At 43.3% G+C, this 26,182-nt stretch carries 30 protein-coding genes; 14 read left to right on the forward strand and 16 right to left on the reverse strand.

The window, feature by feature from the left end; genetic code table 11:
* Nucleotides 1-4: 4 nt before the first annotated feature.
* Together VKA52_RS11235 and VKA52_RS11240 are read left to right on the forward strand one after the other, a co-directional pair.
* The gene (locus VKA52_RS11235) at nt 5-1,666 is read left to right on the forward strand and encodes a peptide ABC transporter substrate-binding protein (protein WP_442788848.1); all 1,662 of its coding nucleotides are present in this window, start codon (nt 5-7) and stop codon (nt 1,664-1,666) included.
* A gap of 114 nt (nt 1,667-1,780) precedes the next feature.
* Entirely contained in the window at nt 1,781-2,416 is a 636-nt protein-coding gene (locus VKA52_RS11240; RefSeq protein WP_326315725.1) for a YczE/YyaS/YitT family protein, read from the forward strand.
* A 153-nt stretch (nt 2,417-2,569) separates the two neighbouring features.
* On the opposite strand, the gene hmpA is transcribed toward VKA52_RS11240, so the two are convergent.
* Nucleotides 2,570-3,790 carry an NO-inducible flavohemoprotein gene (gene hmpA / locus VKA52_RS11245; protein ID WP_326315726.1) on the reverse strand — a complete coding sequence of 407 codons (1,221 nt, stop codon included), beginning with the start codon at nt 3,788-3,790 and terminating at the stop codon, nt 2,570-2,572.
* A 182-nt stretch (nt 3,791-3,972) separates the two neighbouring features.
* On the opposite strand from hmpA, the gene VKA52_RS11250 reads away from it, so the two are divergent.
* On the forward strand, nt 3,973-4,410 hold the full coding sequence (locus VKA52_RS11250) for an Rrf2 family transcriptional regulator (RefSeq protein ID WP_160910511.1): 438 nt from the start codon (nt 3,973-3,975) through the stop codon (nt 4,408-4,410).
* 163 nt (nt 4,411-4,573) lie between these two features.
* On the opposite strand, the gene rpsR is transcribed toward VKA52_RS11250, so the two are convergent.
* The 7 genes from rpsR to VKA52_RS11285 all read right to left on the reverse strand — a co-directional run bounded on the left by rpsR (nt 4,574) and on the right by VKA52_RS11285 (nt 9,449).
* Nucleotides 4,574-4,801 carry a 30S ribosomal protein S18 gene (rpsR, locus tag VKA52_RS11255; protein ID WP_115822996.1) on the reverse strand — a complete coding sequence of 76 codons (228 nt, stop codon included), beginning with the start codon at nt 4,799-4,801 and terminating at the stop codon, nt 4,574-4,576.
* A 21-nt stretch (nt 4,802-4,822) separates the two neighbouring features.
* A complete protein-coding gene (ssb, locus tag VKA52_RS11260) occupies nt 4,823-5,317 on the reverse strand; it encodes a single-stranded DNA-binding protein (protein WP_160910510.1) in 495 nt (164 codons plus the stop codon).
* Nucleotides 5,318-5,329: 12 nt separating this feature from the next.
* Entirely contained in the window at nt 5,330-5,623 is a 294-nt protein-coding gene (gene rpsF, locus VKA52_RS11265) for a 30S ribosomal protein S6 (protein ID WP_089650708.1), read from the reverse strand.
* Between the two features lie 138 nt (nt 5,624-5,761).
* Nucleotides 5,762-6,859: a redox-regulated ATPase YchF gene (ychF, locus tag VKA52_RS11270; protein ID WP_089650709.1), complete on the reverse strand. Its 1,098-nt coding sequence runs from the start codon at nt 6,857-6,859 to the stop codon at nt 5,762-5,764.
* A gap of 379 nt (nt 6,860-7,238) precedes the next feature.
* Nucleotides 7,239-7,433 (reverse strand): DUF951 domain-containing protein, encoded by a 195-nt coding sequence (locus VKA52_RS11275; protein ID WP_202412322.1) that lies wholly within the window; start codon nt 7,431-7,433, stop codon nt 7,239-7,241.
* On the reverse strand, nt 7,433-8,377 hold the full coding sequence (locus VKA52_RS11280; protein ID WP_442788845.1) for a mechanosensitive ion channel family protein: 945 nt from the start codon (nt 8,375-8,377) through the stop codon (nt 7,433-7,435). The genes VKA52_RS11275 and VKA52_RS11280 overlap by 1 nt, the downstream gene beginning before the upstream one ends.
* A 52-nt stretch (nt 8,378-8,429) precedes the next feature.
* Nucleotides 8,430-9,449 carry a YkvI family membrane protein gene (locus tag VKA52_RS11285; RefSeq protein ID WP_326315727.1) on the reverse strand — a complete coding sequence of 340 codons (1,020 nt, stop codon included), beginning with the start codon at nt 9,447-9,449 and terminating at the stop codon, nt 8,430-8,432.
* A gap of 89 nt (nt 9,450-9,538) precedes the next feature.
* On the opposite strand from VKA52_RS11285, the gene yyaC reads away from it, so the two are divergent.
* Nucleotides 9,539-10,165 (forward strand): spore protease YyaC, encoded by a 627-nt coding sequence (gene yyaC, locus VKA52_RS11290; RefSeq protein ID WP_326315728.1) that lies wholly within the window; start codon nt 9,539-9,541, stop codon nt 10,163-10,165.
* 3 nt (nt 10,166-10,168) lie between these two features.
* Here the strand turns inward: yyaC and VKA52_RS11295 are convergent, their stop codons facing one another.
* The 4 genes from VKA52_RS11295 to noc all read right to left on the reverse strand — a co-directional run bounded on the left by VKA52_RS11295 (nt 10,169) and on the right by noc (nt 13,536).
* On the reverse strand, nt 10,169-10,873 hold the full coding sequence (locus VKA52_RS11295; RefSeq protein WP_206946355.1) for a DUF554 domain-containing protein: 705 nt from the start codon (nt 10,871-10,873) through the stop codon (nt 10,169-10,171).
* A gap of 76 nt (nt 10,874-10,949) precedes the next feature.
* The gene (locus tag VKA52_RS11300) at nt 10,950-11,798 is read right to left on the reverse strand and encodes a ParB/RepB/Spo0J family partition protein (protein ID WP_326315729.1); all 849 of its coding nucleotides are present in this window, start codon (nt 11,796-11,798) and stop codon (nt 10,950-10,952) included.
* Entirely contained in the window at nt 11,779-12,552 is a 774-nt protein-coding gene (locus VKA52_RS11305; protein ID WP_326315730.1) for a ParA family protein, read from the reverse strand. Before VKA52_RS11305 ends, VKA52_RS11300 begins: the two co-directional genes overlap by 20 nt.
* Nucleotides 12,553-12,669: 117 nt before the next feature.
* On the reverse strand, nt 12,670-13,536 hold the full coding sequence (noc, locus tag VKA52_RS11310) for a nucleoid occlusion protein (RefSeq protein ID WP_206946352.1): 867 nt from the start codon (nt 13,534-13,536) through the stop codon (nt 12,670-12,672).
* A gap of 881 nt (nt 13,537-14,417) precedes the next feature.
* Here noc and VKA52_RS11315 point away from each other — a divergent pair.
* On the forward strand, nt 14,418-15,602 hold the full coding sequence (locus VKA52_RS11315) for an MFS transporter (RefSeq protein ID WP_326315731.1): 1,185 nt from the start codon (nt 14,418-14,420) through the stop codon (nt 15,600-15,602).
* A 60-nt stretch (nt 15,603-15,662) separates the two neighbouring features.
* On the opposite strand, the gene VKA52_RS11320 is transcribed toward VKA52_RS11315, so the two are convergent.
* Entirely contained in the window at nt 15,663-16,187 is a 525-nt protein-coding gene (locus tag VKA52_RS11320) for a GNAT family N-acetyltransferase (protein WP_326315732.1), read from the reverse strand.
* A gap of 169 nt (nt 16,188-16,356) precedes the next feature.
* On the opposite strand from VKA52_RS11320, the gene VKA52_RS11325 reads away from it, so the two are divergent.
* The 4 genes from VKA52_RS11325 (at nt 16,357) to VKA52_RS11340 (ending at nt 18,764) form a co-directional block, all read left to right on the forward strand.
* Entirely contained in the window at nt 16,357-16,617 is a 261-nt protein-coding gene (locus VKA52_RS11325) for a transcriptional regulator SplA domain-containing protein (RefSeq protein WP_160910502.1), read from the forward strand.
* Nucleotides 16,611-17,639, forward strand: a complete 1,029-nt coding sequence (splB, locus tag VKA52_RS11330; RefSeq protein WP_160910501.1) for a spore photoproduct lyase — start codon at nt 16,611-16,613, stop codon at nt 17,637-17,639. The genes VKA52_RS11325 and splB overlap by 7 nt, the downstream gene beginning before the upstream one ends.
* A 151-nt stretch (nt 17,640-17,790) precedes the next feature.
* Complete coding sequence (locus tag VKA52_RS11335; protein WP_326315733.1) at nt 17,791-18,264, forward strand: hypothetical protein; 474 nt, start codon at nt 17,791-17,793, stop codon at nt 18,262-18,264.
* Entirely contained in the window at nt 18,261-18,764 is a 504-nt protein-coding gene (locus tag VKA52_RS11340; protein ID WP_326315734.1) for a hypothetical protein, read from the forward strand. The genes VKA52_RS11335 and VKA52_RS11340 overlap by 4 nt, the downstream gene beginning before the upstream one ends.
* 113 nt (nt 18,765-18,877) lie before the next feature.
* Here the strand turns inward: VKA52_RS11340 and VKA52_RS11345 are convergent, their stop codons facing one another.
* From VKA52_RS11345 to VKA52_RS11355, 3 genes are read right to left on the reverse strand one after another with little or no spacing between them, the layout of a single operon-like run.
* On the reverse strand, nt 18,878-19,960 hold the full coding sequence (locus VKA52_RS11345; protein WP_326315735.1) for a Ger(x)C family spore germination protein: 1,083 nt from the start codon (nt 19,958-19,960) through the stop codon (nt 18,878-18,880).
* Entirely contained in the window at nt 19,957-21,066 is a 1,110-nt protein-coding gene (locus tag VKA52_RS11350) for a GerAB/ArcD/ProY family transporter (protein ID WP_326315736.1), read from the reverse strand. The genes VKA52_RS11345 and VKA52_RS11350 overlap by 4 nt, the downstream gene beginning before the upstream one ends.
* Nucleotides 21,059-22,570, reverse strand: a complete 1,512-nt coding sequence (locus VKA52_RS11355; RefSeq protein WP_326315737.1) for a spore germination protein — start codon at nt 22,568-22,570, stop codon at nt 21,059-21,061. Before VKA52_RS11355 ends, VKA52_RS11350 begins: the two co-directional genes overlap by 8 nt.
* A gap of 106 nt (nt 22,571-22,676) precedes the next feature.
* On the opposite strand from VKA52_RS11355, the gene VKA52_RS11360 reads away from it, so the two are divergent.
* From VKA52_RS11360 to nei, 5 genes are all read left to right on the forward strand, one after another.
* Nucleotides 22,677-22,907 carry a hypothetical protein gene (locus VKA52_RS11360; protein ID WP_326315738.1) on the forward strand — a complete coding sequence of 77 codons (231 nt, stop codon included), beginning with the start codon at nt 22,677-22,679 and terminating at the stop codon, nt 22,905-22,907.
* Nucleotides 22,879-23,865 carry a DUF3231 family protein gene (locus VKA52_RS11365; RefSeq protein WP_326315739.1) on the forward strand — a complete coding sequence of 329 codons (987 nt, stop codon included), beginning with the start codon at nt 22,879-22,881 and terminating at the stop codon, nt 23,863-23,865. Before VKA52_RS11360 ends, VKA52_RS11365 begins: the two co-directional genes overlap by 29 nt.
* 23 nt (nt 23,866-23,888) lie before the next feature.
* Nucleotides 23,889-24,356, forward strand: a complete 468-nt coding sequence (locus VKA52_RS11370) for a hypothetical protein (RefSeq protein WP_160910493.1) — start codon at nt 23,889-23,891, stop codon at nt 24,354-24,356.
* A 94-nt stretch (nt 24,357-24,450) separates the two neighbouring features.
* The gene (locus tag VKA52_RS11375; protein ID WP_326315740.1) at nt 24,451-25,320 is read left to right on the forward strand and encodes an SDR family oxidoreductase; all 870 of its coding nucleotides are present in this window, start codon (nt 24,451-24,453) and stop codon (nt 25,318-25,320) included.
* A gap of 18 nt (nt 25,321-25,338) precedes the next feature.
* Nucleotides 25,339-26,172, forward strand: a complete 834-nt coding sequence (gene nei / locus VKA52_RS11380; protein ID WP_326315741.1) for an endonuclease VIII — start codon at nt 25,339-25,341, stop codon at nt 26,170-26,172.
* Nucleotides 26,173-26,182 lie beyond the last annotated feature (10 nt).

Below are 26,182 nucleotides of genomic sequence, written 5' to 3' on the forward strand. Positions count from 1 at the left end.
GTTAATGGCACTGATGTTCGCACTTTTCCTTGCAGCTTGCAGCGGGGGAGACAGCGAAACATCAACAGACACAGGTGAAGAAAACTCAGACGAAACAACGGAACAGTCAGAAGAAGGAGAAGCTTCCGGAGATCAAGAGATTACCGTAACAGCGAAAAGTGAGATCCCTAGCATGGATCCATCTTTAATCACCGATTCGGTCGGTTTCCAGTGGGCTGGAGAAACTTATGAAGGGCTCTACCGCCTGGATGAGAACAGTCAGCTTGTAGATGGAATGGCAGAAAGCTCCGAAGTAAGTGAAGATGGACTTACATGGACTTTTAAATTGCGTGATGCGGAATGGTCCAACGGTGACCCTGTCACAGCAGACGACTTCGTATATGCATGGAGAAGAGCGGTAGATCCAGAGGTTGGCTCTGAATACGGCCCTTACTTCCTTGGAGGCATCATCAAAAATGCCCAAGCCATCAGTGATGGTGAAGCAGAACTCGAAGATTTGGGTGCCACTGCAGAAGATGATAAAACTCTTGTCGTTGAACTTGAAAAACCTGTTCCATACTTCAAGTCCATGACGGTATTCATTACCTTCATGCCTTTGAATCAGAAATATGTAGAAGAACAGGGCGACAAATTTGCTACAGAAGCTGAATATACAATTTCTAACGGGCCATTCCAAATGACAGAGTGGAACCACGGCGAAGGCTGGACCGTTGAGAAAAGTGATACGTATTGGGATGCAGACACCGTACAATTAGAAACGATCAATGCAAAAGTCATTAAAGAAGTTTCTACAGGGGTCAACCTTTATGACACTGGTGAAATCGATCAGACTGAACTGAACGCTGAATTCGTTGACCAGTACCGCACGAGCGATGCTTTCAACGTGGCGGAAAAACCATACTTATACTTCTTCAAGTTCAACCAGGAAAATAATGAAGCTCTTGCAAATGTAGACGTTCGTAAAGCCATTTCCTATGCAATCGACCGTCAGTCCCTCGTTGACGTCATTTTGAACGATGGATCTGTACCGGCGGAAGGCTATGTTCCATCCAACTTCGTTTCAATGCCTAACAGTGACCAGGACTTCCGTGAAGCTCAAGGTCCATTGGTTGAATATAATGTAGAGAAAGCAAAAGAACACTGGCAGAAAGGCCTGGAAGCACTGGGTACCGATACTGTTGAAATCGAACTGCTGGGTGATGATACAGGAACTTCCAAGGACGTCCTTGCTTACTACAAGAACCAACTGGAAGAAAACCTTGAAGGTGTAACCATCAAATTGATGGAAGTACCATTTAAAGAACGTGTTCGTCGTGACAACGAAGGCGAATTCGAGATGGAAGCTGCTACATGGGGACCAGACTATGTGGATCCGAACACATACCTGAACATGTACCTTACAGATGGTCAGAACAACAATATGGGCTACTCCAGTGAAGAATATGATGCGTTGATTGAGAAGGCAAACGGCGAGTATGCTCAAGAGCCTGAAAAACGTTTTGAAACATTCTTAGAAGCTGAAAAGCTACTACTCGAAGAAGATCAAGCAGTAGCACCAATCTATCAGGATGCAAAAGCCCAGCTTTTCCGTCCATCCATCAAAGGTGTCTTCACAACAGCAACAGGTCCAGAATTCGAATTCAAATGGGCTTATGTAGAAGAATAAACGATTATACAAAACGGCAGGGAATATCCCTGCCGTTTTTTTACATTCATAGTCTTGAAATCCACCCTCTATTCACGATATAGTCTCTTAAGATATGAAAAAAGAAAGGGGTGGATGGACATGAAGCGCATCTATTTGAGGACGATGTATTATACAGTAGGCATTCTCATCATGACGCTTGGCATCGCCTTAACAATCCAGTCTGCTCTGGGGACGTCTCCATTTGATGCTCTTCTTGTCGGTCTGCACCGGACTTTCGGTTTGACGATCGGAAGCTGGGAGATCGTTGTCGGTTTCAGCATGATCGTATTTAATGCCATCGCTGAGAAAAGACGCCCCGAGCTTCTTGCCCTGGCGACGTCTCTTTTAACAGGAATCGGCATTGATTTTTGGGTCTTTACCGTACGTGATACCATCCATCCAGACGTATTCTGGACGCAATTGCTCTGTCTTGTACTTGGAATGGGCATTGCAGGTTTCGGTATTGCGCTTAATCTTCAGGCTGATTTCGCCCCGAATCCATTCGACCGTATGATGCTCGTAGTCAGTAAACTCACCGGCTGGAACGTTTCCATCTCGCGAGCGCTCATCAGCATTCTTCTTGTGATTCTCGCCTTCTTCTTCAGTGGAGCGATCGGCATAGGGACGGTATTAATTACCCTGTTTAGTGGTCCAATCATCCAAGGGTTCATGGCGCAAATCAACAGATTCGATCGGCACCTGCAACCCATAGCCCCTTCCTGTTCATAAACAAAAAAGGGTAGGGGGCTAGAAATAAATCGTCTGGTTGAAGAGGAACCATCCAAATTCCAGAGTGATTTGCTCACCTCATAGATACTGCCCTGCAGAGCATCTGTCCAATAGTAAAAAGAAGCGGAATCACGAGGTGATTCCGCTTCTTTTTTATAACTTGCCTTGAGGTCCAAAAAATTCATAATGAATGCGATCTTGAGAAATGCCCCAGCGGTTCAACATGGCATAAACAGCCTTCATGAATCCTTCCGGTCCGCAGAAATAAAATTCTGCGTCTTCAGGAGCAACCGTCTTCAGCCAATCAAGTGTGATATAGCCTTCTGAAGTGTGCAGTCCTTTCAATCGATCTTGATCTTCGGGCTTTTCATATATGAGATGAGCCATCCCTGGTTTTGACTCTTCCATTTCCTCTTTAAATGCATGGACGCGTCCATTTCTAGCCGCGTGGATAAAACGAACCTCACGATCCGGCTGAACCTTCTCTGCATATTTCCACATGCTCATCAAAGGAGTGAGACCGACACCGCCACTAATTAAAACGAGCGGACGTTCCGTATGGTTATCCAAGCAAAAGTCGCCTGCAGGGGCACTGACAGGGATTGAATCCCCAGGGTTCACTTCATCATGCAGCCAGGAAGAAACCTTGCCATCAGGATGGTCCAAGAGTCCTTGCTCTTTTTTAACACTAATTCTGTAATATGATTTTCCCGGGGCATCAGAAAGGCTGTACTGCCTTAGGTGCGTATAGGTTTCCCCTGTAATTTCTGCCCTGATGGTTAAATACTGTCCAGGTTTGTAATCAGCTAGAGCCTTACCATCCTTCGGTTCCAGGTAGAAAGAAGTAATCTCATCACTCTCTTTAACCTTATCTACTACATCAAATAAGCGGTATCCTGTCCAGCCGCCTTTTTTCAGTTCTGCTTCCTCGTACAATTCTTTCTCTACTCCTATAAAAGCATCCGCGATGACTCCGTAAGCTTTCCCCCATGCTTCCATAATATCATCAGTTGCCGCGTCCCCAAGAACCTCTTTGATGGCTTTTAATAAGTATTCTCCTACAATTGGGTAATGTTCAGGTTTCACATTTAAGCTACGATGCTTTTCTGCAATTTGTTTAACACGCGGCAAAATAACTTCCAGTTGATCAATGTATTGTGCTGCGGCGTAGACGGTATTCGCAAGTGCTTTTGGCTGATCTCCCGCCCGCTGGTGTGTCTGATTGAATATGTTCTTCAGCTCTGGATGATTTTCAAACATCCGTTTGTAAAAGTGAGTCGTAATCGCTTCCCCATGTTCTGCTAATACAGGCACGGTTGATTTAATCGTCTTTATGGTTTGTTGGTCGAGAATTTCAGTCGCCTTTGTAGACATACTTTAAAACCCCTTTTTAATTGGTGTATTTTATATACACCTTTATTATAAAGAGCTCACCCTTATAAAAGCAATATTCAAAATACATCTTTTGTGACAGAAAACAAAACATTCCTCTAAGTAAGACAGTCATAGCGGTTTATGATAAGATAATAAAAAAACAAGAATGAGGGTTTATATAAATGCGTCTCAAGAAATACACCGATTACGCTTTGAGAGTCCTGATTTTCACCGCATCGAAACGCAATGGTGAGCTCGCAAATAAAAAAGAGATTTCAGAGGTTTTCAACATCTCCGAAAACCATTTAGGGAAGATCATCCACGAATTGAATAAATTAGAGCTGATCGAAACCCTCCGGGGACGGTCGGGCGGCATCCGTCTGGCAAAAGAACCGGCAGAGATCAACATAGGAAACGTTGTCCGTGCTATGGAAGATGACTTCCACCTACTCGAATGCTTTGACTGTGCCACTAACTATTGCGTCATCACCCCGGCTTGTAAGCTGAAAGGCGTTCTCCACGAAGCCTTACGAGCCTTTCTAAACGTATTAGATAAATATACACTGGAAGACCTGCTGACGAACAAACAAGAGCTGAGAGCCTTAATGGGACTCAAATAAAACTATAAACCCGGCTGCTTTTCCAATCTCGGAAAAGCAGCCGGGTTTTTTAGTAGGGAAAAATAGCTCCCGATTGTGGAAGACTGCCATATACATAAATAAAAATAACAAAAAAACCCCTTGATAGCTCGTTAGAGTTATCAAGGGGTTTGCTGCGCTACTCTTACTCTGTAGTGTAAGGAAGTAGGGCCATTGTACGAGCGCGTTTGATCGCTTTCGTCAATTTACGCTGATATTTTGCAGACGTTCCTGTTACTCGGCGAGGAAGGATCTTCCCACGGTCAGAAACGAAACGTTTTAGCAAATCTACATCTTTAAAGTCGATGTGTGTGATTCCGTTAGCTGTGAAGAAACACACCTTTTTACGTTTTCCGCGTCCACGACGTGCCATGTAGCATTCACTCCTTTTTATTTAGAATGGTAAATCATCATCTGATATATCGATTGGCTCCCCATTATCTGCGAATGGGTCGTCATTTCGTTGTTGGTTATTGTTATTATTAGAACCGAAGTTGTTTCCTGATGGTTGTTGATTCTGATTTGGTTGGAATCCTGAACCTCCACGGTTACCGCCACCTTGGGAAGCACCTTTGGATTCTAGGAACTGCACGCTATCTGCAACAACTTCTGTTACAAATACACGCTTACCTTCTTGGTTATCGAAGCTGCGGGACTGTAGACGTCCGTCAACACCGACAAGACTACCTTTACTCATAAAGTTAGCCAGGTTCTCAGCCGCTCGTCTCCAAACGACACAGTTGATGAAATCGGCATCGCGATCTCCTGAGTTGTTGGAAAAAGGACGGTTTACGGCGATTGTAAAGTTGGCGACAGCTACTCCGTTTGGCGTATAGCGTAAATCAGGATCCTTCGTCAATCTGCCGGCTAATACGACACGATTTAACATCAGAACCACTCCTTATTTGTCATCTTCGCGTACAGCGATGTGGCGGATAATATCATCCGTGAACTTCGCTTGACGGTCGAATTCGTTGATTGCATCACGTGTACCTGTGAAATCAACTGTTACATAGATCCCATCACGGTAGTCGTTAATTTCGTAAGCAAGACGACGCTTGCCAACTTCTTTAACTTCTTCAATCTCCGCTCCGTTATCTGTTAGGATTTTGCTGAAACGATCTTTGACAGATGTTTTCGCTTCCTCCTCGATGTCTGGGCGGATGATATACATGATTTCGTATTTTCTACTCATCCGTTTTCACCTCCTTATGGACTTGACGGCTCCTTTTCTATCAAAGGAGCAAGGAGTAATCTTCATTTAATTACTCACAATTTAGTATTGTACCAAAGTTGTCCAAGATTTACAACCTTTTAACGGAAGGATCCTCGCTTATACGTTGAAACGGAAATGAATAACGTCGCCGTCTTTCACCAAATACTCTTTACCTTCTAAACGTACACGACCACGATCGCGGGCAACAGCCATGGATCCTGCATCTACGAGATCATCATAAGAAACCGTCTCCGCACGGATGAACCCTCTTTCGAAGTCTGTGTGAATGATACCGGCTGCCTGTGGAGCGGTCATGCCTTCTTTAAATGTCCAAGCACGGACTTCCTGCTCACCAGCCGTAAAGTACGTGGCCAGCCCAAGCAAGTTATAGGTGGCTTTGATCAGTTGGTCAAGACCGGATTCTTCAATACCAAGATCTTCAAGAAACTCTTCTTTTTCTTCGTTATCAAGCTCAGCGATTTCAGACTCGATTTTTGCACAAACCACGATGACTTCCGCATTTTCTTTAGCTGCAAATTCGCGAATTTGTTTCACTCGATCGTTGTCTGCTTCCCCGATTTCATCTTCACTTACATTCGCCACATAGAGGATAGGCTTTGAAGTCAATAGATGAAGGCCTTTGACGATCTTTTCTTGATCGCTGCTGAATTCGACAGCACGGGCTGGAGTTTCTTCCTCCAATGCATCTTTCAGTTTTTCAAGCACTGCATACTCCGCCACTGCTTCTTTATCTTTTTGGCGTGCCATTTTAGCGACACGATCCATGCGCTTCGACACGGTTTCAAGGTCCGCCAAAATCAGCTCAAGGTTAATGGTTTCAATATCGGTAATTGGATCGACCTGACCGGATACGTGAGTGATATTTTCATCTTCAAACGCTCGTACCACGTGACAAATCGCATCCACTTGACGAATGTGAGACAAGAACTGGTTTCCTAGTCCTTCCCCTTTACTCGCACCTTTGACGATTCCTGCAATATCTGTGAATTCAAAAGCTGTCGGTACAGTTTTCTTAGGGTTCACAAGCTCGGTCAGCTTCTCCAGACGACTATCCGGAACTTCCACGATCCCGACGTTCGGATCAATTGTGGCGAACGGGTAGTTGGCAGACAAAGCGCCTGCTTGTGTAATTGCGTTAAATAACGTAGATTTCCCTACGTTCGGTAAACCTACGATTCCTGCTGTTAGTGCCATATGAGACTTTCACTCCTTAAGGATTTACATACATGCATGTTAGTCCACTTAATTATAGATTCTGTACTTGAAAATAACAACCTATGCAAAAACGGGAAAGCTTCGGTCGTTTCTCCTAAAAAACTCCTTTTTCTACAGTAACAAATTCAATATTTATTGAAAAAGAGAGGAAGAACAATCTTTTCAATGAGGTTCGCAAAAACTTTTTCATACTGTTGTTCATCCATTTGGGTGCCTCATATTTGGTGCCTGGCACCAAAAAAGAAGATCCGGTGCCTGACACCGCCAAGCGGGGATCGTGTACCAGGCTTTCTGTTCATAAGTTCACAAGAAAGCTGCATAAGAAAATCCCCCTCTGAATTTCAGAAGGGGGAGGGAGTCATTCACTTGTCTCTAGCACCTTTTTCAACTTCGTTTCAAATTTTTTGCGAGGAACGAGAACGCTGTGGCCGCACCCCTCACATTTAATTCGGATGTCTGCACCCATACGGATGATTTTCCAACGATTCTCTCCGCAGGGGTGAGGTTTTTTCATCTGAACAACATCATTCAACTCATAGGATTTATCCGCCATCAGGAAACTCCTCCTTTTTCTCCGTAATTAATGGGATCATTCGGCTCTTCGTCACGTGAATACATCACCATACGAGGGAATGGAATCTCGATTCCTTCCGCATCGAGTCTATTCTTCACTTCTTTGCGGAGGACTCTTGCCATTGCCCAGTGCTCCATCGGGTTCACTTCACAAATGATACGCATAACGACATCCGATGCGCCAAGCGTCTGAACGCCCAACAATTCAGGGACATTTAATATCGATTCATAACGTTCCGGCATTTCTTTCAACAATTCCTGAATCACTTTTTCTGCGGCTTCAATGTCTTCCTCGTAAGCGATACTTACATCAACAACGGCAATGCTGTTATGGATGGAAAAGTTCGTCACCTGTGTGACATTGCCGTTAGGAAGGATATGAACTTCACCTGTCCATGCCTTCACTTTTGTCGTACGGAGGCCTACTTCTTCAACAAAACCCTCCACACCAGACGTCTGGATATAATCTCCGACAGAAAACTGATCTTCAAAGATGATGAAGAAACCGGAAATGATATCACGGACAAGGTTTTGCGCCCCGAAACCGATGGCAAGCCCTGCCACACCAGCACCGGCAAGCAATGCACCGACTTCAAAGTTGAACGTTTCAAGAATCATGATGAAGGCCATAAAGTACACAACATAAGACATGGTGTTCAAAACCAATTTATTGAGCGTGGCTTCCCTTCGTTCCGTAATCCGAAAAGGACCGCGCCTTTTGTTGGCAAAAAACTGCGTGATGAGTCTCCTTCCAACTCGAATGATTACAAAGGAAACCAATAATATGAGAGCAATTCGTATTGCCCCAAGCGCTATGGTTATCCAAAGGTCAGGCCCGGTTACATAGGCCACAATTTCATCCCACTGTGTTTTTGCGTCTTCTACCGCTGTTTTAGCATCCTCTACCACATTAGGCTCGGCCACCACTTTCCCTCCTGTTTCCGACTATGAATATGAAATCTATTTTAACAGGTTTCTAGCGAATTTTGAATCGGGAAAGAATCGGGTATAAAAGAAGGGATACTAAAACATACAGGTTCAGGATGCCGTATAACGGATACAAGTATTCAATGAGCGTTGAGAATCCGAATGATGTAAAAGGAAGCATCAGAGCGATGACTGCCATAGCCAGAATCCAAAGCGGTTGTCTGAGGTATTCTCTGAACCTTGTTACAAGCCCCAGTGTCCCTGAGGCAGCCGTAGTGAAAATTGCGATCCAAAGCATAACGGACATGAAGATCATCATCTCATACGGATAATGTTTTAAAATCGCGAAAAGGGGGATTTCATACAAAATGATGTCTTCCGAAATTTGAATCAGGCTGTTGTTGTATAGGTAAGAGACTGACCCCAGAATAACTCCACTGCCAATGCTTGCAATCCAGATTTCCCCTTTGTTTCTCACCTGGTTCCCAATGGCCCCGAGAACAGCGATTAGGGGCAGAATATTCAACGCCGTAAACGGAAAAGCCGACATCCAGTTGCTCATCTCATGGACATGTCCAAAAAGCGACAGTTCCTGATCCCTGATAAACAAAATCAAAACGAACAGAAGACCTGAAATGAGCAGGGGGAGAACAAAGCTGTTTACAATAACAATCCCTTTCACATCCCATACGAACAAAAGAATCAAAGGAATGACAATCGCCAGAACACCGATGCGATAAGAAAAATTGAAGGCCTGCCACGTGGCACCGCTTCCTGCCAGCATGATCACAGTCGTTGTAAAAAGGTAAATGATGATCATCCAGTCATAGACGCCGGTCAGATGTTTCCCGACTACTGCCCGGAGAACCGGCAAATAATGGCCGCTCTGTTTCTTGTAGCTGATATCCAGTATGGCTTTACATGAAATGATGAACATGAGTGAGAACAATAGGATCGCAAGGCTGCTATCATGTCCAAAAAACTGCCAAAGTTCCCTTCCAGAAGCATATCCGGCACCGATCATAGTCCCTATGATTAAAAACATCCACTTGAACCCTGCTTTTAACATGGCCGTTCCTCCACATCTATGTATTTGTCACGTATAGAACCGTGGACAACCTTATATACTGTTACTACTATGTGTCTGGAGGAGAAGCTATGAATTTCAAGGACAAGTTTTCAAAAGAGGAAAAACGCGTAAACACGGACGATCCAGCCATGAGCGATACATTGAGCACTTACTTGCAAGAATGGCTTCCACCTTCCAAAAATATCGTGATCGCCTGTATCGGCACCGACAGATCTACAGGTGATTCGTTCGGCCCTTTAGTCGGTTCGATGCTCCACGATCATGCATTAGAAACGTTCCATATATATGGAACACTTGAAGAACCTTTACATGCATTAAATCTAAAGGAAAGGTTAGCTTCCATCAGAAAAAATCATCCGAATCCTTACATTCTTGCGGTTGATGCCTGCCTTGGCAAATCTTCATCCGTCGGTTCTGTCGTTCTTGGAAAAGGTTCATTAAACCCGGGATCGGCATTAAAAAAAGACCTTCCGCCTGTAGGTCAACTACACATTAGCGGAATGGTCAATGTCAGTGGATTTATGGAGCATGTGGTCTTACAGAATACAAGACTGCATGTTGTCATGCAGATGGCAGCAAAAGTAGCGGCAGCCATCCAGTTAACAGAAGCAAAGAGGAAGCAGGTTCATATGGAAGCCAAGCCTTTCCACACCTTCACCACCTCTTCTGCAAAATTCAAAAAGAGCATTCAATAACGATTAAAACCACTCAGCGATTGTTAAAATGAGGCCCACCGTAAGTAAGGCTGGTAATAAATTCGCGACACGTATTTTAGTTATTTTTAATAAATTCAGTCCGATCGCTACGATCATCAGGCCGCCTGTTGCCGTCATTTCAATAATAAACAGATCGAGCATATGCTGGGGGATCCAGTTATTAATTTGTGTCGCTAAAAGAGCAATGGATCCTTCATAGAGAACGACCGGAATAACGGAAAAAATCACTCCAATCCCAAGTGTTGAAGTCAACACAAGAGAAACAAACCCATCAATAATCGCTTTGGTAACCAGCACTTCATGGTCATTACGTAGTCCACTGTCAAGAGCCCCGATTACGGCGAGAGCACCGATGACAAAAATAAGCGAAGCAGTAATAAAGCCCTGAGCCACGCTTGAGGTTTGATCGGGTTTTGTAAATTTCCTTTCAATCCAACGACCGATGTATTCAAGCTTATCTTCCAGATGTACTGCCTCACCGATCATTGCACCCGAAAGCAGGCTGAGCAGGACAATAACGATGTTTTCCGTTTCCAACGCCATTTGCAAACCGATTAAAAGTACAACAAGTCCCACACCGCTCATGACCGTTTCTTTGAACCGCTCCGGAATTTTCGTGAAAAAAAGCCCTAACAATGTACCGACAAATATACATAAACCATTCACTAACGCTCCAAATAAAACCATTGCACTCTCTCCATTACCTTTTCTTTTTGCTCCTTAAAAAAAGAAAGAACCAGAGATCACTCAAATCTCCAGCTTTTTATTCTTTATCGGCAAACAAATCGATAATCCGTTCTAAATCTTCATTATTCGTGAACTCAATTTCGATTTTGCCTTTACGTTTCCCCTTATGAATCTTCACACCTGTACCCAGGCGCTCTTTCAAGTTCTTCTCACGTTCCTGTAAAAAAATATCCCGGGGTTTCTTGTCTTTCTTTTTCGAAGGACGGTTCGTCAGCTCATGGATCAACCGTTCCACCTGCCGAACATTCAGAGCCTCTGCTTCAATTTTTTTAACCAGGTCCAATTGTAAATCCTGATCCTTCACACCTAACAGGGCACGACCATGGCCCATGGATAGACTGCCTTCATTGATTTTATCTGTCACTGCTTTAGGTAAAGCTAAGAGACGGATAAGGTTGGCAATATGGGAACGGCTTTTCCCTAAGCGTTTGGATAACTCATCCTGGGTTACTCCGAGATCTTCAATCAGTTGTTCGTAAGATTTTGCCTCTTCAATAGGAGAGAGGTCTTCTCTTTGTAAGTTCTCAAGCAGAGCAATCTCCATCATTTGTTCATCCGTCATATCCCTGGCAATTGCAGGTACATGCGTGAGACCGGCTTTTTGTGCTGCGCGAAAACGACGCTCCCCGACAACAATTTCATATCCTTTGATGCTTTTTCTCACAATCAAGGGTTGAAGGATGCCGTGTTCGGCAATGGATTGTTTCAACTCTTCCAATGCTTCTGGCTCAAACTGTTTGCGGGGTTGGTAAGGGTTCGGACGACAGTCTTTAATCGCTACGTGTTGAATTTCTTCTGTTGATGTCTGGTTGTTGAAAAAAGCGCCTAAAGCCTCATGGCCTTTGCTACCTAACCCTTTCGCCATTCACAATCACTTCCTTTGCTAAATCTAAATATACTTCTGCGCCACGTGATTTGGCATCATAAAGAATTGCTGGTCTTCCGTGGCTGGGCGCTTCGCTTAAACGTACATTCCGCGGGATAATCGATCGATAAACACGATCCCTGAAGTATTTCTTTACTTCTTCTATCACCTGGATTCCCAGATTTGTACGGGCATCCAGCATGGTCATAAGTACACCCTCAATCATTAAATCATGGTTCATATGCTTCTGAACGAGCCGTACCGTATTCAAAAGCTGGCTCAAACCTTCCAGGGCATAATATTCACATTGTACAGGAATTAAAACAGAATCGGAGGCGGTCAAAGCATTCAATGTTAGAAGTCCGAGAGAAGGGGGGCAGTCGATAATAATATACTCATAATCACTTTTGATCTCATCCAGCGCTTTTTTCAATTTTACTTCCCGGGAAATAATCGGTACTAATTCTATTTCCGCGCCAGCCAATTGAATCGTTGCTGGAATGGCATCAAGGTTGCTTACAATCGTACTTGTCTTGACATCCTTCGCTTTTACATTATCCACGAGCACGTCATAGACACACCGCTCCATATCTCCTTTTTCTACGCCTATTCCACTCGTTGCATTCCCCTGGGGATCAATATCCACCAAAAGGACTTTATAATTCAAGTGCGCAAGACATGCACTTAAATTGACGGCTGTTGTTGTTTTCCCAACCCCGCCTTTTTGATTGGCGATTGAAATCACTTTCCCCATGATGTCACCTGCCTCACTGTCTTTTTTATCATTCTACCATTTTATTGAAAGAATTAGGTAAAATGGCTTAAAAAAAGCCCCATCTCCACATAAGTCAAGATGGGTCGTTCAGGCTTATTATTTTTTCTTACCTTTTGGGATCTTGATTGTGATCTGATAATAATCGTCATGATCTTCTTCGTCCGTTTCTAAGTCGATCCCAGTATCCGTCACCATTGTCAAGGATTGGCGAATCGTATTCATGGCGATACGCATATCCTTATTGACGCCCTTCATCTTCGGTTTCTTTTTCTTTGGTGACGGGTCATTTAATTTAGCAATCCGTTCTTCTGTCTGCTTCACGTTCAACTGCTTTTCAATGATTTCTGCCAAAATCTTTTCCTGTTGTTCCTCTTCTTTCAGAGCAATGAGAGCCCGTGCATGCCGTTCCGTAATCTTTTTATCCATAACGGCCTGCTGAACAGACTCCGGCAACTTCAAAAGACGCAATTTATTGGCAATGGTCGATTGACTTTTTCCCAGCCGTTGCGCTAAGGCTTCCTGCGTAATCTGATGCAGTTCCAGAAGCTTCGCATACGCGACTGCTTCTTCAATTACGGTAAGCTCTTCCCGTTGCAAGTTTTCTATAAGAGCAACAGAAGCTGTTTGTGAATCATTCATCTCGCGGATAATCGCAGGGACCGTTTCCCAGCCCAGAGACTGAACGGCACGCCACCTACGTTCACCGGCGATTAATTCATACTCTTCTTCATTTAACCGACGGAGAACGATCGGCTGAATCATCCCATGCGTATGTATCGTCTGGGCGAGTTCGCTAATCTTCTCGTTGTTGAAAATCGCTCGAGGTTGGTAACGGTTGGGCTGCACGCGTTCGACTGGAACTTGTACAACCTCGTCGGGGTTGTAGCCTTCTTCTTCATTGTTGTCATTATCCGAATCCGGTTTGTCCCCTAGCCCGAACAAACGACCAAAAGGATGTAACACGATCAGACACCACCTTTATACGATCGAGCATACGCTGTTTTTATTGTATATACCCTATATTTTGAAACATAAAAAGCGCCGCAGGCTACTCAGCTGCTGCGCGTACGTATGCCGTTTTTCATTTCTCTATTCATTTTATCACATTTAATCTATGAAAAGTATCTTCAAGATTGAAGAAATGATCGTCGTCTTTGTCGAAAACGCACAATTTTCTCATGTGAAACGTGTTTTTCCGCCATTTGACCGCCTCCCTTTCATGACTTTTCCTGACAAAACAAGTCGATATATTTTCTCAATGCCAAAAGTTCTTAAGCAATATGGCAGTATTGTGGAAGACTCAGTTTCGAGGCTTTGATTGAGTGGATGGGGGCAACGGAAGATTCTCGAAACCACTACTTAAAACTCAGCTTATATGGTTTTGGGAAAAGGATAATATTAATTCTGCCCCAGTGGGCATTCAGAAAGTGAAAGCTTGATACAGAAGCTTATCCCCACTCTAGATGGGAGAGTGGGGACACTCCATCTCGGTATAGGGGGTTCGTTTCTCCCTCATATGAAATGGGGTGGTTGGGAAGCTCGGCGCTCCCCCACAGGAAAGGGAGTGGCTTCCCAGCCGCCCCTAACGCTTAACCAGGCAACAACCCTGGAAACATCTCGAAACTGAGTCTTCAAGAATAGGGAGCTATTGTGTTAGAGGTTTGGGAGGAATATTGGGTGAGGATGAATAATATATAGAATTGGACTAATTTTTAGGAGGATATAGATATGCAAAAAAATTCCACAGAACGAATCACTCAATCAGCAGGGGGGAGAGCTTCTTAATTTTCACTTACGCTTAATCTCCTGCTTGCATCAGATTTTACTTTGCAGGAGGAAACATCTTGAAAAAGAATACGTTAGCATCTTATAACATTCAACTTTTATTTTGGGCAGAAATCTTTGGAAACTTCCGTTTTATTCAGCCTGTCCTTACGTTGTTTTATTTCGCAAGAGGTCTTGATGAAACAATGATTCTCTTCGTCATGACCTTCTTCAGTATAGGCGTACTATTTGGGGAGATTCCTACAGGGGTCATTGCCGATCGTTTTGGTGCCAAACAGGCTTTTCTTATCGGTTCTGTTCTCAGCATCTTTTCCCACGCTATATTAATTTTTGCTTTCGATCCATGGGTGTTTTTCGCAAGCAGCTTTCTTACGGGCTTCGCTGCAACATTTTTCAGTGGGGCAGATGAAGCGCTCGTCTATGAGTCATTAAAAGAAAGTAATGAAGAAAATCTTATGGACCGGGCGATGGGGCAGATTGGATCCGCCCGTTTTATCGTGTCTATATTCGTGGTCATCATAGGGGCCTTCCTAGCCAGGGACCTGGATGAAAGTCAATTCCGCCTTCTCCTCATGCTTGGTGTCTTTTTCATGGTCATCCAATTCGTCGTGCTCTTGTTCGTTAAGAACCCTTCGAATCAAGGTGGGATACGGACGCCAATGGTGAAACAAGTAATAGAAGGATATCGGGCCATCCGCAAAACGCCGCAAGTGCTCTGGATGTTCATTAACATCTCCCTGGTTTTCATTCCAGCTGTCGCTATTTTTGAGAAATTCGATCAAAAATTGTTGGTAGATGCCGGACTCCCGGTTTACGGAATCGGGGTGGTGTATGCAGTTACCGCAATCTTCGGCTTTGTTGCGGCGCGATCGATTGGTTGGATGACAAAGTGGGTGACACGGTTACAGCTTTTGTTCATCACAGGTATCCTTGCCGTGCTCTCACTTACAGCCACTGCTTTACTGCACACTCATCTTTGGATGGTTCTTTTAGCACTCATTTTTTTGAAACTTGTGAGCGCCATACGATATCCCGTTTATTCACAGTTGGCCAACGACATTATTCCTTCAAATGTGAGAGCGACAACCATTTCTTTGCTTTCCATCCTGGACTCTTTGTTTGACTTGGTAATTTTTATGACCGTAAGCGGAATTGCCCCCTTCGGTTTTATGCCCATGTTTTTCGTTTGTGCAGGCATTGCATTGATAGGAACGTTGATTCCAATTCGACAAGCTTCAACATAACTTTTTAAAAATTAACAAGCCCGTCCGATACAATCGGGCGGGCTTTGTTTCACATGAAACCTATCCTTTATTATTGATTCTTCCATACACATCAAGGTCTTTGTATTCTCCCCAATGATAGATGTCCTGCTTTAACGTTCCCTCATAGCTCAGCCCGGCTTTTTGCATGACTTTGGTCGAGCCCGGGTTGGAAGTGATGGCTGCCGACCATATTCGATTCAACTTCAATTCTCCAAAACCGAAGTCCACTACCCGGATGGCCGCTTCTGTCGCATACCCCTGGTTCCAATAAGGTTTCCCAACCCAGTAAGCAAGTTCCCCTTTGTGGTGTTTTCCGTCGATTCTTAAAGTCATCGTACCCACAAGCACATTGGACTCCTTTACGATCATTGCCAAAGGATACGCCGTTCCTTTTTCAATCCAATCCTTATGTAGGGCTATCCATTCTTCAGCCACTTCAAGCGTATAAGGATGGGGAACAAAAGTGGTCGCCGCCACGGCTTCATCTCCTGCTAATTCAACCACCCGTTCTGCTAAATCATTCGTGTAAGGTCTCAAACAAAGTCTCTCTGTATGCAGCTCCATTTCCACCCTCCTCTTTGGATATAGAATGTACTTCTAGTTTCATATGGGATAATCCTTTTTTACAAATAAAGTCGTAATAAAAGTCGACATTTGTGGAAAAATGAGCACGATTAGATAAAAAAATAAAAGGGACAAATGGAAGCCAAAAATATGAAAAGCAGGTGATCAGATGGATCTACAACAAAACTATAAAGCAGGCGACATCGTTTACGTGGTTTACAGAAACCCACACACGTATGATGTAGCCAATGTGCAAGAAGCTGCTGTTGTAAATAACCCTGAACAACCAGGAGAATTGGCTTTGTTTTTATATGAAACCTATTTTCCGCTGGATGAAAATATCGCAATATATGCCTCCGAAGGGGAAGCGGAACGCGCGTACTACGATGCCTTTGGTGGGGGAGTAGAATCGGAGGGTGAGCTGTGGTAAAACCATTCATGCCAGAACTTGTCTATATCGAACCAAGAGCTCTTGAATACCCATTAGGTCGTGAATTAAAGGAAAAGTTCGAAGGGATGGGAATTGAAATAAGGGAGACCACCTCGCACAATCAGGTGCGCAACCTTCCCGGGGAAAATGATTTTCAAAAATACCGGATGGCGAAATCCACACTTGTGGTCGGGGTAAGAAAAACGCTTAAATTCGATACATCGAAACCCTCTGCGGAGTATGCCATTCCTCTTGCAACAGGGTGTATGGGGCATTGCCACTATTGTTATCTGCAAACCACGATGGGCAGCAAGCCTTATATTCGTACGTATGTGAATGTCGAGGAAGTGTTTGATGCGGCTGAACAATATATGAAGGAGCGTGCGCCGGAAGAGACCCGTTTTGAGGCCTCCTGTACATCCGATATCGTTGGAGTCGATCACTTAACCCACTCGTTGAAGCGGGCGATTGAATACTTTGGAGAATCAGAACACGGACGACTTCGATTTGTAACGAAATTCGCGCATGTCGACCATCTGCTCGACGCCAAACACAACGGAAGAACAAGATTTCGTTTCAGCATGAATGCAGATTATGTCATCAAATACTTAGAACCTGGCACGTCCCGTTTAGATGAGCGGATTGAGGCTGCTGCGAAAGTCGCAAAAGCCGGCTACCCTCTTGGGTTTATCATTGCACCAATTTATTTGTACGAGGATTGGAAAGAAGGATACCGTATCCTTTTTGAAAAGCTTCAGGACAAATTGCCGGACTATGCTACGAAGGATTTAACCTTTGAATTGATTCAACACCGCTTTACAAAACCGGCGAAGCGCGTCATTCAAAAGAATTATCCGATGACAAAATTGGAAATGGATGAGGAAAAACGTAAATACAAGTGGGGCAAATATGGGATAGGAAAGTACGTTTATCAAAAAGATGAACAAGAAGAAATGAAGAACGTACTAGGCGGATACATCAATCAATACTTTCCTGAGGCAAGTCTCGAATATTTCACGTGAAACAAAACTCAGAGCATGGCTCTGAGTTTTTCATTTCTCAAAATACTCCCTATTCCTGACCTTTCTTTAAAACTTGTAAGAGGTGCCATTCCCAGGGAATATTTTCAGTGCAGAACACAAACAATAGAGGGAGATGAAAAGGAGGGTTCGTATGGCTTTTACCGTTTTTTTCGTGTCTGCGTGGCTGATTATAAGTATCTTCACGATCATCCCGAAGCGATTAACGATCATAGAAAATTCATTTATATTTTTAACCACAAGTGTCATCAGCATTAACTGGACGTGGATCATTAACGAAGAGCTAAAGTATGTGAAAATTACAGAGGACCCTGCAAATTACGCCGGCTTTTTAATTTTTCGAAGTATAATTATCCCTACTCTTTTGATGGTTCAACTGAATTTATACGATCATCAATCATCTGCGATGAAAAAGGGAGTAATTTTCACTGCTTCCGTGATTTGCTTACTTTTACTTACCATTCTATCCAGGGTCCTTGATATTTCTACTTACAAAGAATGGAGTCTGGGTTTTGATGCTATTTACTATGTATTCCTCCACTTTTTCAGCATCGGTGTATGGAAATTAATCAGGAAAACAACCCACAATGAGGTGAAGCACTCGTGAACTTCCTTTGGCAGACCTTCGATAAAAATGAAATAACCATTTTAATACTCCTCACTCTTGCCTACACCCTCTTTTTTATCCTCCCTTTTAAATTCAAACGGGAGATCACCTGGCTGTTAATGTTGCTGGGTTTTACAATTGGGGTGTTCTTCGACTTTACCATAGGTGGAGGACTCATTGATTTTTTCACATTGAATGATACGAATCACTATGAATTGTTCGACTTATGCTATTACTTGATTTTCGCACCATTCAGTTATTTTTTCATTTATTTCTATGACATGTTCAACATCCATAAAAAAACGTTTATTTTCTATATTCTTCTCTGGGTCATCGTTGGAGTCAGTATGCAGTGGGTGTTTACAAAGCTTGGCATCGTTGAATTCCAAAACGGCTATAGAATCAGCTTTTCTTTCGCTGTCTTTTTAACGACTCAGACGTTTACAGCGCTCTATTATGAGCTTATCCGATCAGGCGTTCAGGTTTTGAAAAGAGGCTGAACCCCCTGAATTTACTCTCCAAGGCGAGTAATTGTTTTTTCCCTTTTCTCAACACGAAAGGTCACCCTTCTTTTTAAGGGTGACCTTTCTTTTTTCTCTATGAGAAGACAGCCTCAGGAGAAGATACCGTATTCAGTAATTTCTACATCCACTTTCACATTAACCTCAAGCTCCGAATAGTTATCCCGCCATTGCGTAAGGTCGAAATCCCCCCTCCTTGTTTTGGCAAAATTCCCAAGTCCCAGCGGGTCCACCCCTTTTTCCTTAAACAAAGAAATCAATTCATTTCCTTCCTTGTTAAAAAACTCAGCGAATTTCTCTTCCATTTCTCTCGCTAATTCGGGAGACGCATCGCGTTTAAGCCCGGATATTTCATTAACTTCGGCTTTTAACTTGACTTTGATATCAAACTGCGGATTGTCGGTGGGGCCTGATAGACTGTAGTCAACATTTGATCCGATGTTTTCCATCATGATCACGCCCCCGTCAAACGGAATTTCCTGCATCCCTTTTATAAAATTTTCTTTTAACATTTTAAATGTGAAAATAGCAGAATCGGGTATCTCAGCGACAAGTACTCCTCTTTTAAAGAAGCCGACTCCGGATAGTTCGACAAAGGTTTCGTGTTTTTTCAATAGTGGAAGGAATGGATCCATTCCTTGCGCATAGTAGGCATACAAGAAATCATGCAGGCTTGTCGATGGAAAATTATAGAGGGTGTTATTTTCAATGAGCCCCTGCAAATGCTTCGCGGTCGTCTCATCCTGAGTGTACCCACCTTCAATTAAGTCCTTAGAAGAGCCTTCCACAACTCCTAAGAACATATTTCTGCTTAGCCTGGGATCTCGACTAAGGACATCGATAAAATCATCTAGATCATTTTCTGCTAGTTCTTTGCTATATAATGTTACTGCCAGTTTCCCGATTGAAATAGGTCTTGAAGATTGCTTCTGTATTTCTACTTCTACATCTTTGGTTGAATCAGCTTGAACCGTTAAATAGAGTTCCGAAGCTGCCTGCTTATCTTCGCTCTTTCCGTATTGAGGAATGGATACTGTCCCCTGAAGTCGTTCTTCCTCTCCTGCATCGTATCCGACAATTTGAACAATCGCGTTCTCCTCCACGCTCCTGCTTGGCATACACCCGTTCAAAAGTACAACAGACACCATCATAAGAAAAAGCCATTGTTTTTTCATGTCCGTTTCCTCACTTTATCTGTAATCGTCTTGAGAATTAATAACACAGGGATATATAGCAGGACGTATAAACCAAGTTGTCCCGCCCAGTTATTCACAGAATCAATCATCGGCCGCGCATCGATTAGGACAGCAGGGAAATAGAGGGCGATACAGAAAATAATGACCAAATATTTCTGCTTCACATTGAATACTCGCTTTGGAATTCTGGTAGCTCCCCATAATCCCAGACATATATTCGGAAGTACGACATAAAGCCACATGGCTATCCCTACGAATTCAAACCGTTCAATAAAAGGAAATTCGACAATTTTCCACGCGGAAATCGTACCCCATACCACTTGCTTCAATTGCTCTTCACTATAATAAACGAACGTCACAAGGACACTGATTAAATAAATCATCGTCGTGTAAAATACTCCATAATGAGCCCATTTCTTGGATTTTTGCGGTTCTTTGATAAAAGGATAGTAAATCAAGAGGAATTCCAGGCCTATAAAGCTGAGAATACTATTTTTCGTTGCAGCTAATATGTCTGGAACACTATGACTGATCACTGGATAGATGTTCATGGTGTGACCAGCTTCTACAGGGAAATATTTAAGCAGCAGAATGGGCAGTCCAATAATGACGCTGATTAAGCAGACTCCTGTAATCACCCGGAAACCACCACTGACCAGATAGTACACTAGAAGCAGGAGGACGAAAGCGAACACCCAAACATGCAGCCCGGGAAATACCCAGACTTTTATGACCTCTATGAATGTGATCAGCACGGTGAAGGCGAGCAGAGTGAAATAAGCACAAAAGAGGAGGCTTAAAAAACCTCCTACGTATTTACCAAAAATCTTCTTATGGATTTCGACAATATCGCCTCCTCCATTTTGAAGAAGTCGATAGATCATCCAAAGGATCACATGTAAGATACCACCCGCAATCAATACAGCAACCCATGCATCAAATCCTGCTTTTTCTACTAAGTACTTTTCAAAACCGAGAATTCCGACACCCACCTGCATGCTATGAATCAGAAAGAAGACATAGGCAGGTGTGACTAAGTAATTCTCAGGTATATTTAATCCTTGGCTGTTGTTCAACTTATTCATCGATATCCCTCTTCGCGTTCACTCGTGATGGATTCATCCGTTGTGGATCTTCTGTCCTCATGAGAACCGGCCGCTCCGTCTGCTTGTTGAAAGGCAGACGGATAAAAGCATCCTTCAAATCTTTGATTCTAAGCGGATAAAGCGGTTCGAAAAAAGGACGCCCGATGGATTGTAATTTAATGAGATGACCAATAAAAAAGACCATACACATCGAAACCCCTATAAGCCCCCATAGCTGTGCACCAATGATAAATGGAAAGCGGATCAACCGAATGGTGTTACCAATTTGGTAAACAGGGGTCGTAAAGGAAGCCAGGGCACTAAGGGCGACGATAATCAATAGCACATTACTCGTAAGTCCCGCGTCTACTGCTGCTGTACCAATAACGATACCTCCTACGATACCGATCGTTTGACCGATTTTCGTCGGAAGTCTGGCTCCTGCTTCACGTAATAATTCAATTGTCAATTCAAGAACAATCACTTCCAGTATCGGTGGAAACGGAATATCCGAACGGGACGAAACGATTGTTGCCATGAGTGCAGCTGGTATCATTTCGTGATGGTACGTGAGGACCGCTACATATAAAGGTGTACTTAAAACGGAAAAAATGACAGCAAATAAACGAATCAAACGGAAAGCGGTTGCTAAGTGCCAGGGGAGGAAATAGTCATCAGACGCCCCAAAGAATTCGACAACCGTTGTCGGACAGGTTAAAGCATGGGGGGAGCCTTCGACAAGAATGGCAACTTTTCCTTCAACTAAGTTCGAAACAACCCTATCAGGCCTCTCAGTATCCAGCAACTGAGGGAAAGGGGAATTGGAATTATCAGCAATGATCTGGGTTATAAAGGAACTATCCGTCAAGTGATCAATTTCAATTCCTTTCAACCTCTGTTCAACGGTTTCTACATTGTCCTGGTTTACAATCCCATCAATATAGATCACACATACACGCGTTTTTGATACTTTGCCAATATTCATTTCTTTTATCGTTAACTGCGGTAAAGGTAGACGTTTTCTAATGAGATTAATGTTCGTGTTCAGCGTCTCTACAAACGCCTCTTTAGGTCCTACCACACTGAATTCAACTTCAGGTATGCTGACATCTCTTGATTCTAAAGAAATGGAGGGAATAAGAACTACTTCCTCATCGGTTTCATGCATCTGAATCATGATGTAACCAAACATGACTTTCTCTTGTATTAGATCGAGTTTAGATGTCACTCGAACGTTCTCCACTGGAATTCTTTCCTTCATCTCTTCTAATGTGTGCAAGGACTCTTCATTCAATGTCGTTAACACACTTCGATTCAATACCTTCGAATCACACATCGTTTTCAAATACGAAATTGTGCATCTCGTATTTCCACTTAACTGGTAATGGACAAAATCCTCCGATTGTTGCATTGCTTGAAGAAATTCAGAAAGAGTACCGTTCTGCTTTTTTTGGTTTTGTTGATTTTGTGGCTCCTTTTTATTTTTCCGCTTCCATTTCCACATAACGAACTCCCTTTTAATCAAAATCTGACTACTTTCTCCTATCATCCTCTTTTCGTAATAATTTATACCCGGACGGAAAGTATAAAAGAGACAAGGAGGACGAACCATGATTTACGCATATATATCGCCATTATTCATCGTTGCCTTAGTGTTTATATCAACGTTGTTCGTCATCGACTGGTTAGCTAAATTGCTGATTTACATCTTCCTTGTGAACCTGGTTTGTTTACCGGGGTATCTGCTGTACAAGGAAGAAGTAAAAGAAAGTAAACTAGAACCGCCACCATCATCACAGGAGGGGAATCAATATGTCCCAAAAAACACTGACAGCCAATGAAATCGGACTATTATGGACACAATATATTCAGAACAGTATGGCCATCCCTGTTCTGGAACATTTTCAACTCACCCACAGGGATGAAGAAATCCAACCTTTAATTAGTCTGGCAAGGGAAATTGCGGAACAGGGAGTGAACGATTGCCATCGTTTCTTTGAGGAAGCAGAACTTCCCATTCCCAACGGTTATTCTATGGATGACCTGAATCCGAATGCACCAAAACTTTTTACGGATTCATTCATGTTAACCTTTTTAGAACATATGGGGCAGGCAGGGCTTACTTCCGATGGTTTTTCTTTAGGAGCCTCTTCCAGAGAAGATGTTCGGAATTTCTTCAGTGAACGAATACGCAAGCAGGACCATCTTTTTCACGAGTGTGTGAACATCGGACTTGATAAAGGTATTTATACAAGGCCCCCTCAAATTGCTATTAAAAATGAAACCGAGTACATTGAATCGAAAAGCTACTATCACCCTTTCAGTAAACGTTCTTTGAACGCAATGGAAATCACCCACTTGTATGAAAACATAAAAAATAACACAATCGGGGAAGTGTTATGTCAAGGATTTGCTCAGACAAGTAAAAACAAAACGGTCAAAGAACACATGAAACAAGGGAAGAAGATGTCGATTAAACATCGCAAATTATTCTCAGACCTTTTGGACCAGTCCGGCATCATGACACCAATGGTATCTGCGAACTTCTTGACCACCCACACAGACCCTGTCTTTTCTGACCGACTGATGATGTATATAATCAGCGTTCTTGCTTCAGCTGGACAAGGAAATTACGCCACCAGTTCATCTGTCAGCCTCCGCTACGATATCGTATTTACCTATCAGAGGTTGATCTTAGATACAGCGATCTATTCTAAAGACGGTCTGGATATCATGATTCACAATGGATGGTTTGAAGAACCCCCTCAAGCTCCAGACAGAGAGAAACTCATCCAATAATTTTTAGCGGAAGAGGAATCGATATGAAAGAAAAACGACTGGAAATTTTATTATGGAGCATTGCCTTTCCGGGATTCGGTCAGCTATTGAACGGGCAGGTCATCAAGGGGTTATCCTTCATCCTTTTAGAAGTGATTCTCAACGTGAACAGCTCTTTCAACATGGCCATTGTCCATAGTTTTCACGGAAATATAGAAAAAGCCATTGAAGTGACGGACTATCAATGGCTCATGTTCTACCCGTGTGTGTACATGTTCGCAGTCTGGGACGCTTATCGCCAGGCAGACGGGGAGTGTCCCCCATATTCTTTTGTCCCTTTTGCGTTTTGTGCCTATTCCGTAACCGTTGGGCTGATCTATTCCCCTCTATTTAAGGTGGGAGGGGTTTTAATTGGACCAGTTTGGCTGCCCATTCTATTCCTGCTGCCAGGAATTATCCTTGGACTCTTCGTAAGATCATTATTATTACGCTCTTCCAGAACCCCCTCATAACTCTTACCATGAAGGGGTTTTTGTTATGTTTGTTTGATTTTTCCAAAATGGTGGAATGACATCAAACAAACATGATTTGAGGAGGACTTCATTTATGAATAGAGAACAACGCCAAACAGATGGTCAACCAGGACAAGAACAATCCATACAACCGGGCAAGGAGAAAGAGATGCATCCCTCTCCCTTACAAGCGGACGAGGACTACAAGAGTGGAAATAAATTAGTTGGAAAAGTCGCATTAATTACAGGTGGGGACAGCGGCATTGGAAGATCGGTAGCCATTGGCTATGCAAAAGAAGGTGCCGATGTTGCGATTTCCTACTTAGAGGAGCATGAAGATGCTGAATATACGAAAAAGAAAATTGAAGAGGAAGGACGCCGTGCCATCTTGATTCCTGGAGACGTAGGGGATGAAGAAATATGTAAAACAGCGGTTGAACGCACGGTGAATGAGCTCGGTCAATTAGATATTCTCGTCAATAATGCTGCTGAACAGCACCCGACGGATGATTTGTTAAATATATCAACCGAACAATTAGAGAGTACCTTCCGGACGAACATTTTCTCTATGTTCCATCTTACAAAAGCGGCCATTCCTCATTTGAGACAAGGAAGTGCGATTATCAATACTGCTTCGGTCAATCCCTATGTCGGGAACCCTGAACTTGTCGATTACACAGCAACAAAAGGAGCAGTTGTCGCGTTTACCCGCTCCATAGCCAAGCAATTAGTGAACAAGGGGATCCGTGTGAATGGAATTGCTCCAGGTCCGATTTGGACCCCGCTCATTCCAGCTACATTCCCAGAAGATAAAGTCGAAGAATTCGGTACTAACACACCGATGGGACGTCCGGGACAACCGGTAGAGCACGTTGGAAGCTATGTTCTGCTTGCCTCCGACGATTCCACCTATATGACAGGCCAGGTTATCCATATCAATGGTGGAATGTTTACATCCAGCTGATCGAAAGGAAAGAAACAGATGCCAGAAGGACCAGAAATCAGACGTGCAGCAGATGCCGTAGAAAGAGCATTAAAGAACAAAACCGTCCTCGATATCCATTTTGCCTTTGAGGATTTACAAGGGTATCAAGAAATTTTGCGCGGGGCCACGGTAACAAGCGTCGACACTAAGGGAAAAGCGATGCTTATCCGCTTCAACAATGACCTGGTTATTTATTCACACAACCAATTATACGGAAAGTGGTACATTAGAAACGCTTATAACTACCCGAAAACGAACCGGCAATTGCGGATGGCCATTCATAATGAAAAGAAGTCAGCACTCCTTTACAGTGCTTCCGATATTGAAGTGCTCAAAGACGGCGAAGAGGAAGATCACCCTTTTCTTTCAAAAGTAGGACCTGATCTCTTAAGTGAAGAGGTGAATCCTGACGATCTTTTTGCACGTTTTCAGGAAAAGAGATTCCAACGAAGGAAATGGACGTCTTTATTACTCGATCAATCCTTTATCGGAGGGATCGGTAATTACTTACGCAGTGAAATTCTATTTGTTGCTGGTATTTCCCCATTTGTAAGACCGATCGATTGTACAGATGACCAACTTTATCGTGCTGCAAAAGCTTGTATCGACTTGATGTGGCGTTCGTATGAGAACAAAGGCATCACCAACGATCCAGCCCTTGCAGAAAAGTTAAAAAAAGAAGGCAAAAAGCGCTACGAGTATCGACATTGGGTCTTCAACAGGGAAGGTAATCCCTGCCGCATTGATGGGACGGAAATCATTAAGTTCCGTGCTGCTTCCCGGCGCTGTTACTACTGTCCAACCTGCCAAAAAAATCCCGCTCCTTCTTAATAGGAGCGGG

Origin of the sequence: Halobacillus sp. HZG1 (assembly GCF_035818575.1) — a bacterium.
Lineage (GTDB): Bacteria > Bacillota > Bacilli > Bacillales > Halobacillaceae > Halobacillus > Halobacillus litoralis.

Excerpts from the sequence above, each read along its gene's own strand:
- VKA52_RS11235 (WP_442788848.1), top strand. The coding sequence starts at position 5 with ATGGCACTGATGTTCGCACTTTTCCTTGCAGCTTGCAGCGGGGGAGAC.
- VKA52_RS11240 (WP_326315725.1), top strand. The coding sequence starts at position 1,781 with ATGGACATGAAGCGCATCTATTTGAGGACGATGTATTATACAGTAGGC.
- hmpA (WP_326315726.1), bottom strand. The coding sequence starts at position 3,790 with ATGTCTACAAAGGCGACTGAAATTCTCGACCAACAAACCATAAAGACG.
- VKA52_RS11250 (WP_160910511.1), top strand. The coding sequence starts at position 3,973 with ATGCGTCTCAAGAAATACACCGATTACGCTTTGAGAGTCCTGATTTTC.
- rpsR (WP_115822996.1), bottom strand. The coding sequence starts at position 4,801 with ATGGCACGTCGTGGACGCGGAAAACGTAAAAAGGTGTGTTTCTTCACA.
- ssb (WP_160910510.1), bottom strand. The coding sequence starts at position 5,317 with ATGTTAAATCGTGTCGTATTAGCCGGCAGATTGACGAAGGATCCTGAT.
- rpsF (WP_089650708.1), bottom strand. The coding sequence starts at position 5,623 with ATGAGTAGAAAATACGAAATCATGTATATCATCCGCCCAGACATCGAG.
- ychF (WP_089650709.1), bottom strand. The coding sequence starts at position 6,859 with ATGGCACTAACAGCAGGAATCGTAGGTTTACCGAACGTAGGGAAATCT.
- VKA52_RS11275 (WP_202412322.1), bottom strand. The coding sequence starts at position 7,433 with ATGGCGGATAAATCCTATGAGTTGAATGATGTTGTTCAGATGAAAAAA.
- VKA52_RS11285 (WP_326315727.1), bottom strand. The coding sequence starts at position 9,449 with ATGTTAAAAGCAGGGTTCAAGTGGATGTTTTTAATCATAGGGACTATG.
- yyaC (WP_326315728.1), top strand. The coding sequence starts at position 9,539 with ATGAATTTCAAGGACAAGTTTTCAAAAGAGGAAAAACGCGTAAACACG.
- VKA52_RS11295 (WP_206946355.1), bottom strand. The coding sequence starts at position 10,873 with ATGGTTTTATTTGGAGCGTTAGTGAATGGTTTATGTATATTTGTCGGT.
- VKA52_RS11300 (WP_326315729.1), bottom strand. The coding sequence starts at position 11,798 with ATGGCGAAAGGGTTAGGTAGCAAAGGCCATGAGGCTTTAGGCGCTTTT.
- VKA52_RS11305 (WP_326315730.1), bottom strand. The coding sequence starts at position 12,552 with ATGGGGAAAGTGATTTCAATCGCCAATCAAAAAGGCGGGGTTGGGAAA.
- VKA52_RS11320 (WP_326315732.1), bottom strand. The coding sequence starts at position 16,187 with ATGGAGCTGCATACAGAGAGACTTTGTTTGAGACCTTACACGAATGAT.
- VKA52_RS11325 (WP_160910502.1), top strand. The coding sequence starts at position 16,357 with ATGGATCTACAACAAAACTATAAAGCAGGCGACATCGTTTACGTGGTT.
- VKA52_RS11335 (WP_326315733.1), top strand. The coding sequence starts at position 17,791 with ATGGCTTTTACCGTTTTTTTCGTGTCTGCGTGGCTGATTATAAGTATC.
- VKA52_RS11345 (WP_326315735.1), bottom strand. The coding sequence starts at position 19,960 with ATGAAAAAACAATGGCTTTTTCTTATGATGGTGTCTGTTGTACTTTTG.
- VKA52_RS11350 (WP_326315736.1), bottom strand. The coding sequence starts at position 21,066 with ATGAATAAGTTGAACAACAGCCAAGGATTAAATATACCTGAGAATTAC.
- VKA52_RS11355 (WP_326315737.1), bottom strand. The coding sequence starts at position 22,570 with ATGTGGAAATGGAAGCGGAAAAATAAAAAGGAGCCACAAAATCAACAA.
- VKA52_RS11360 (WP_326315738.1), top strand. The coding sequence starts at position 22,677 with ATGATTTACGCATATATATCGCCATTATTCATCGTTGCCTTAGTGTTT.
- VKA52_RS11365 (WP_326315739.1), top strand. The coding sequence starts at position 22,879 with ATGTCCCAAAAAACACTGACAGCCAATGAAATCGGACTATTATGGACA.
- VKA52_RS11370 (WP_160910493.1), top strand. The coding sequence starts at position 23,889 with ATGAAAGAAAAACGACTGGAAATTTTATTATGGAGCATTGCCTTTCCG.
- VKA52_RS11375 (WP_326315740.1), top strand. The coding sequence starts at position 24,451 with ATGAATAGAGAACAACGCCAAACAGATGGTCAACCAGGACAAGAACAA.
- nei (WP_326315741.1), top strand. The coding sequence starts at position 25,339 with ATGCCAGAAGGACCAGAAATCAGACGTGCAGCAGATGCCGTAGAAAGA.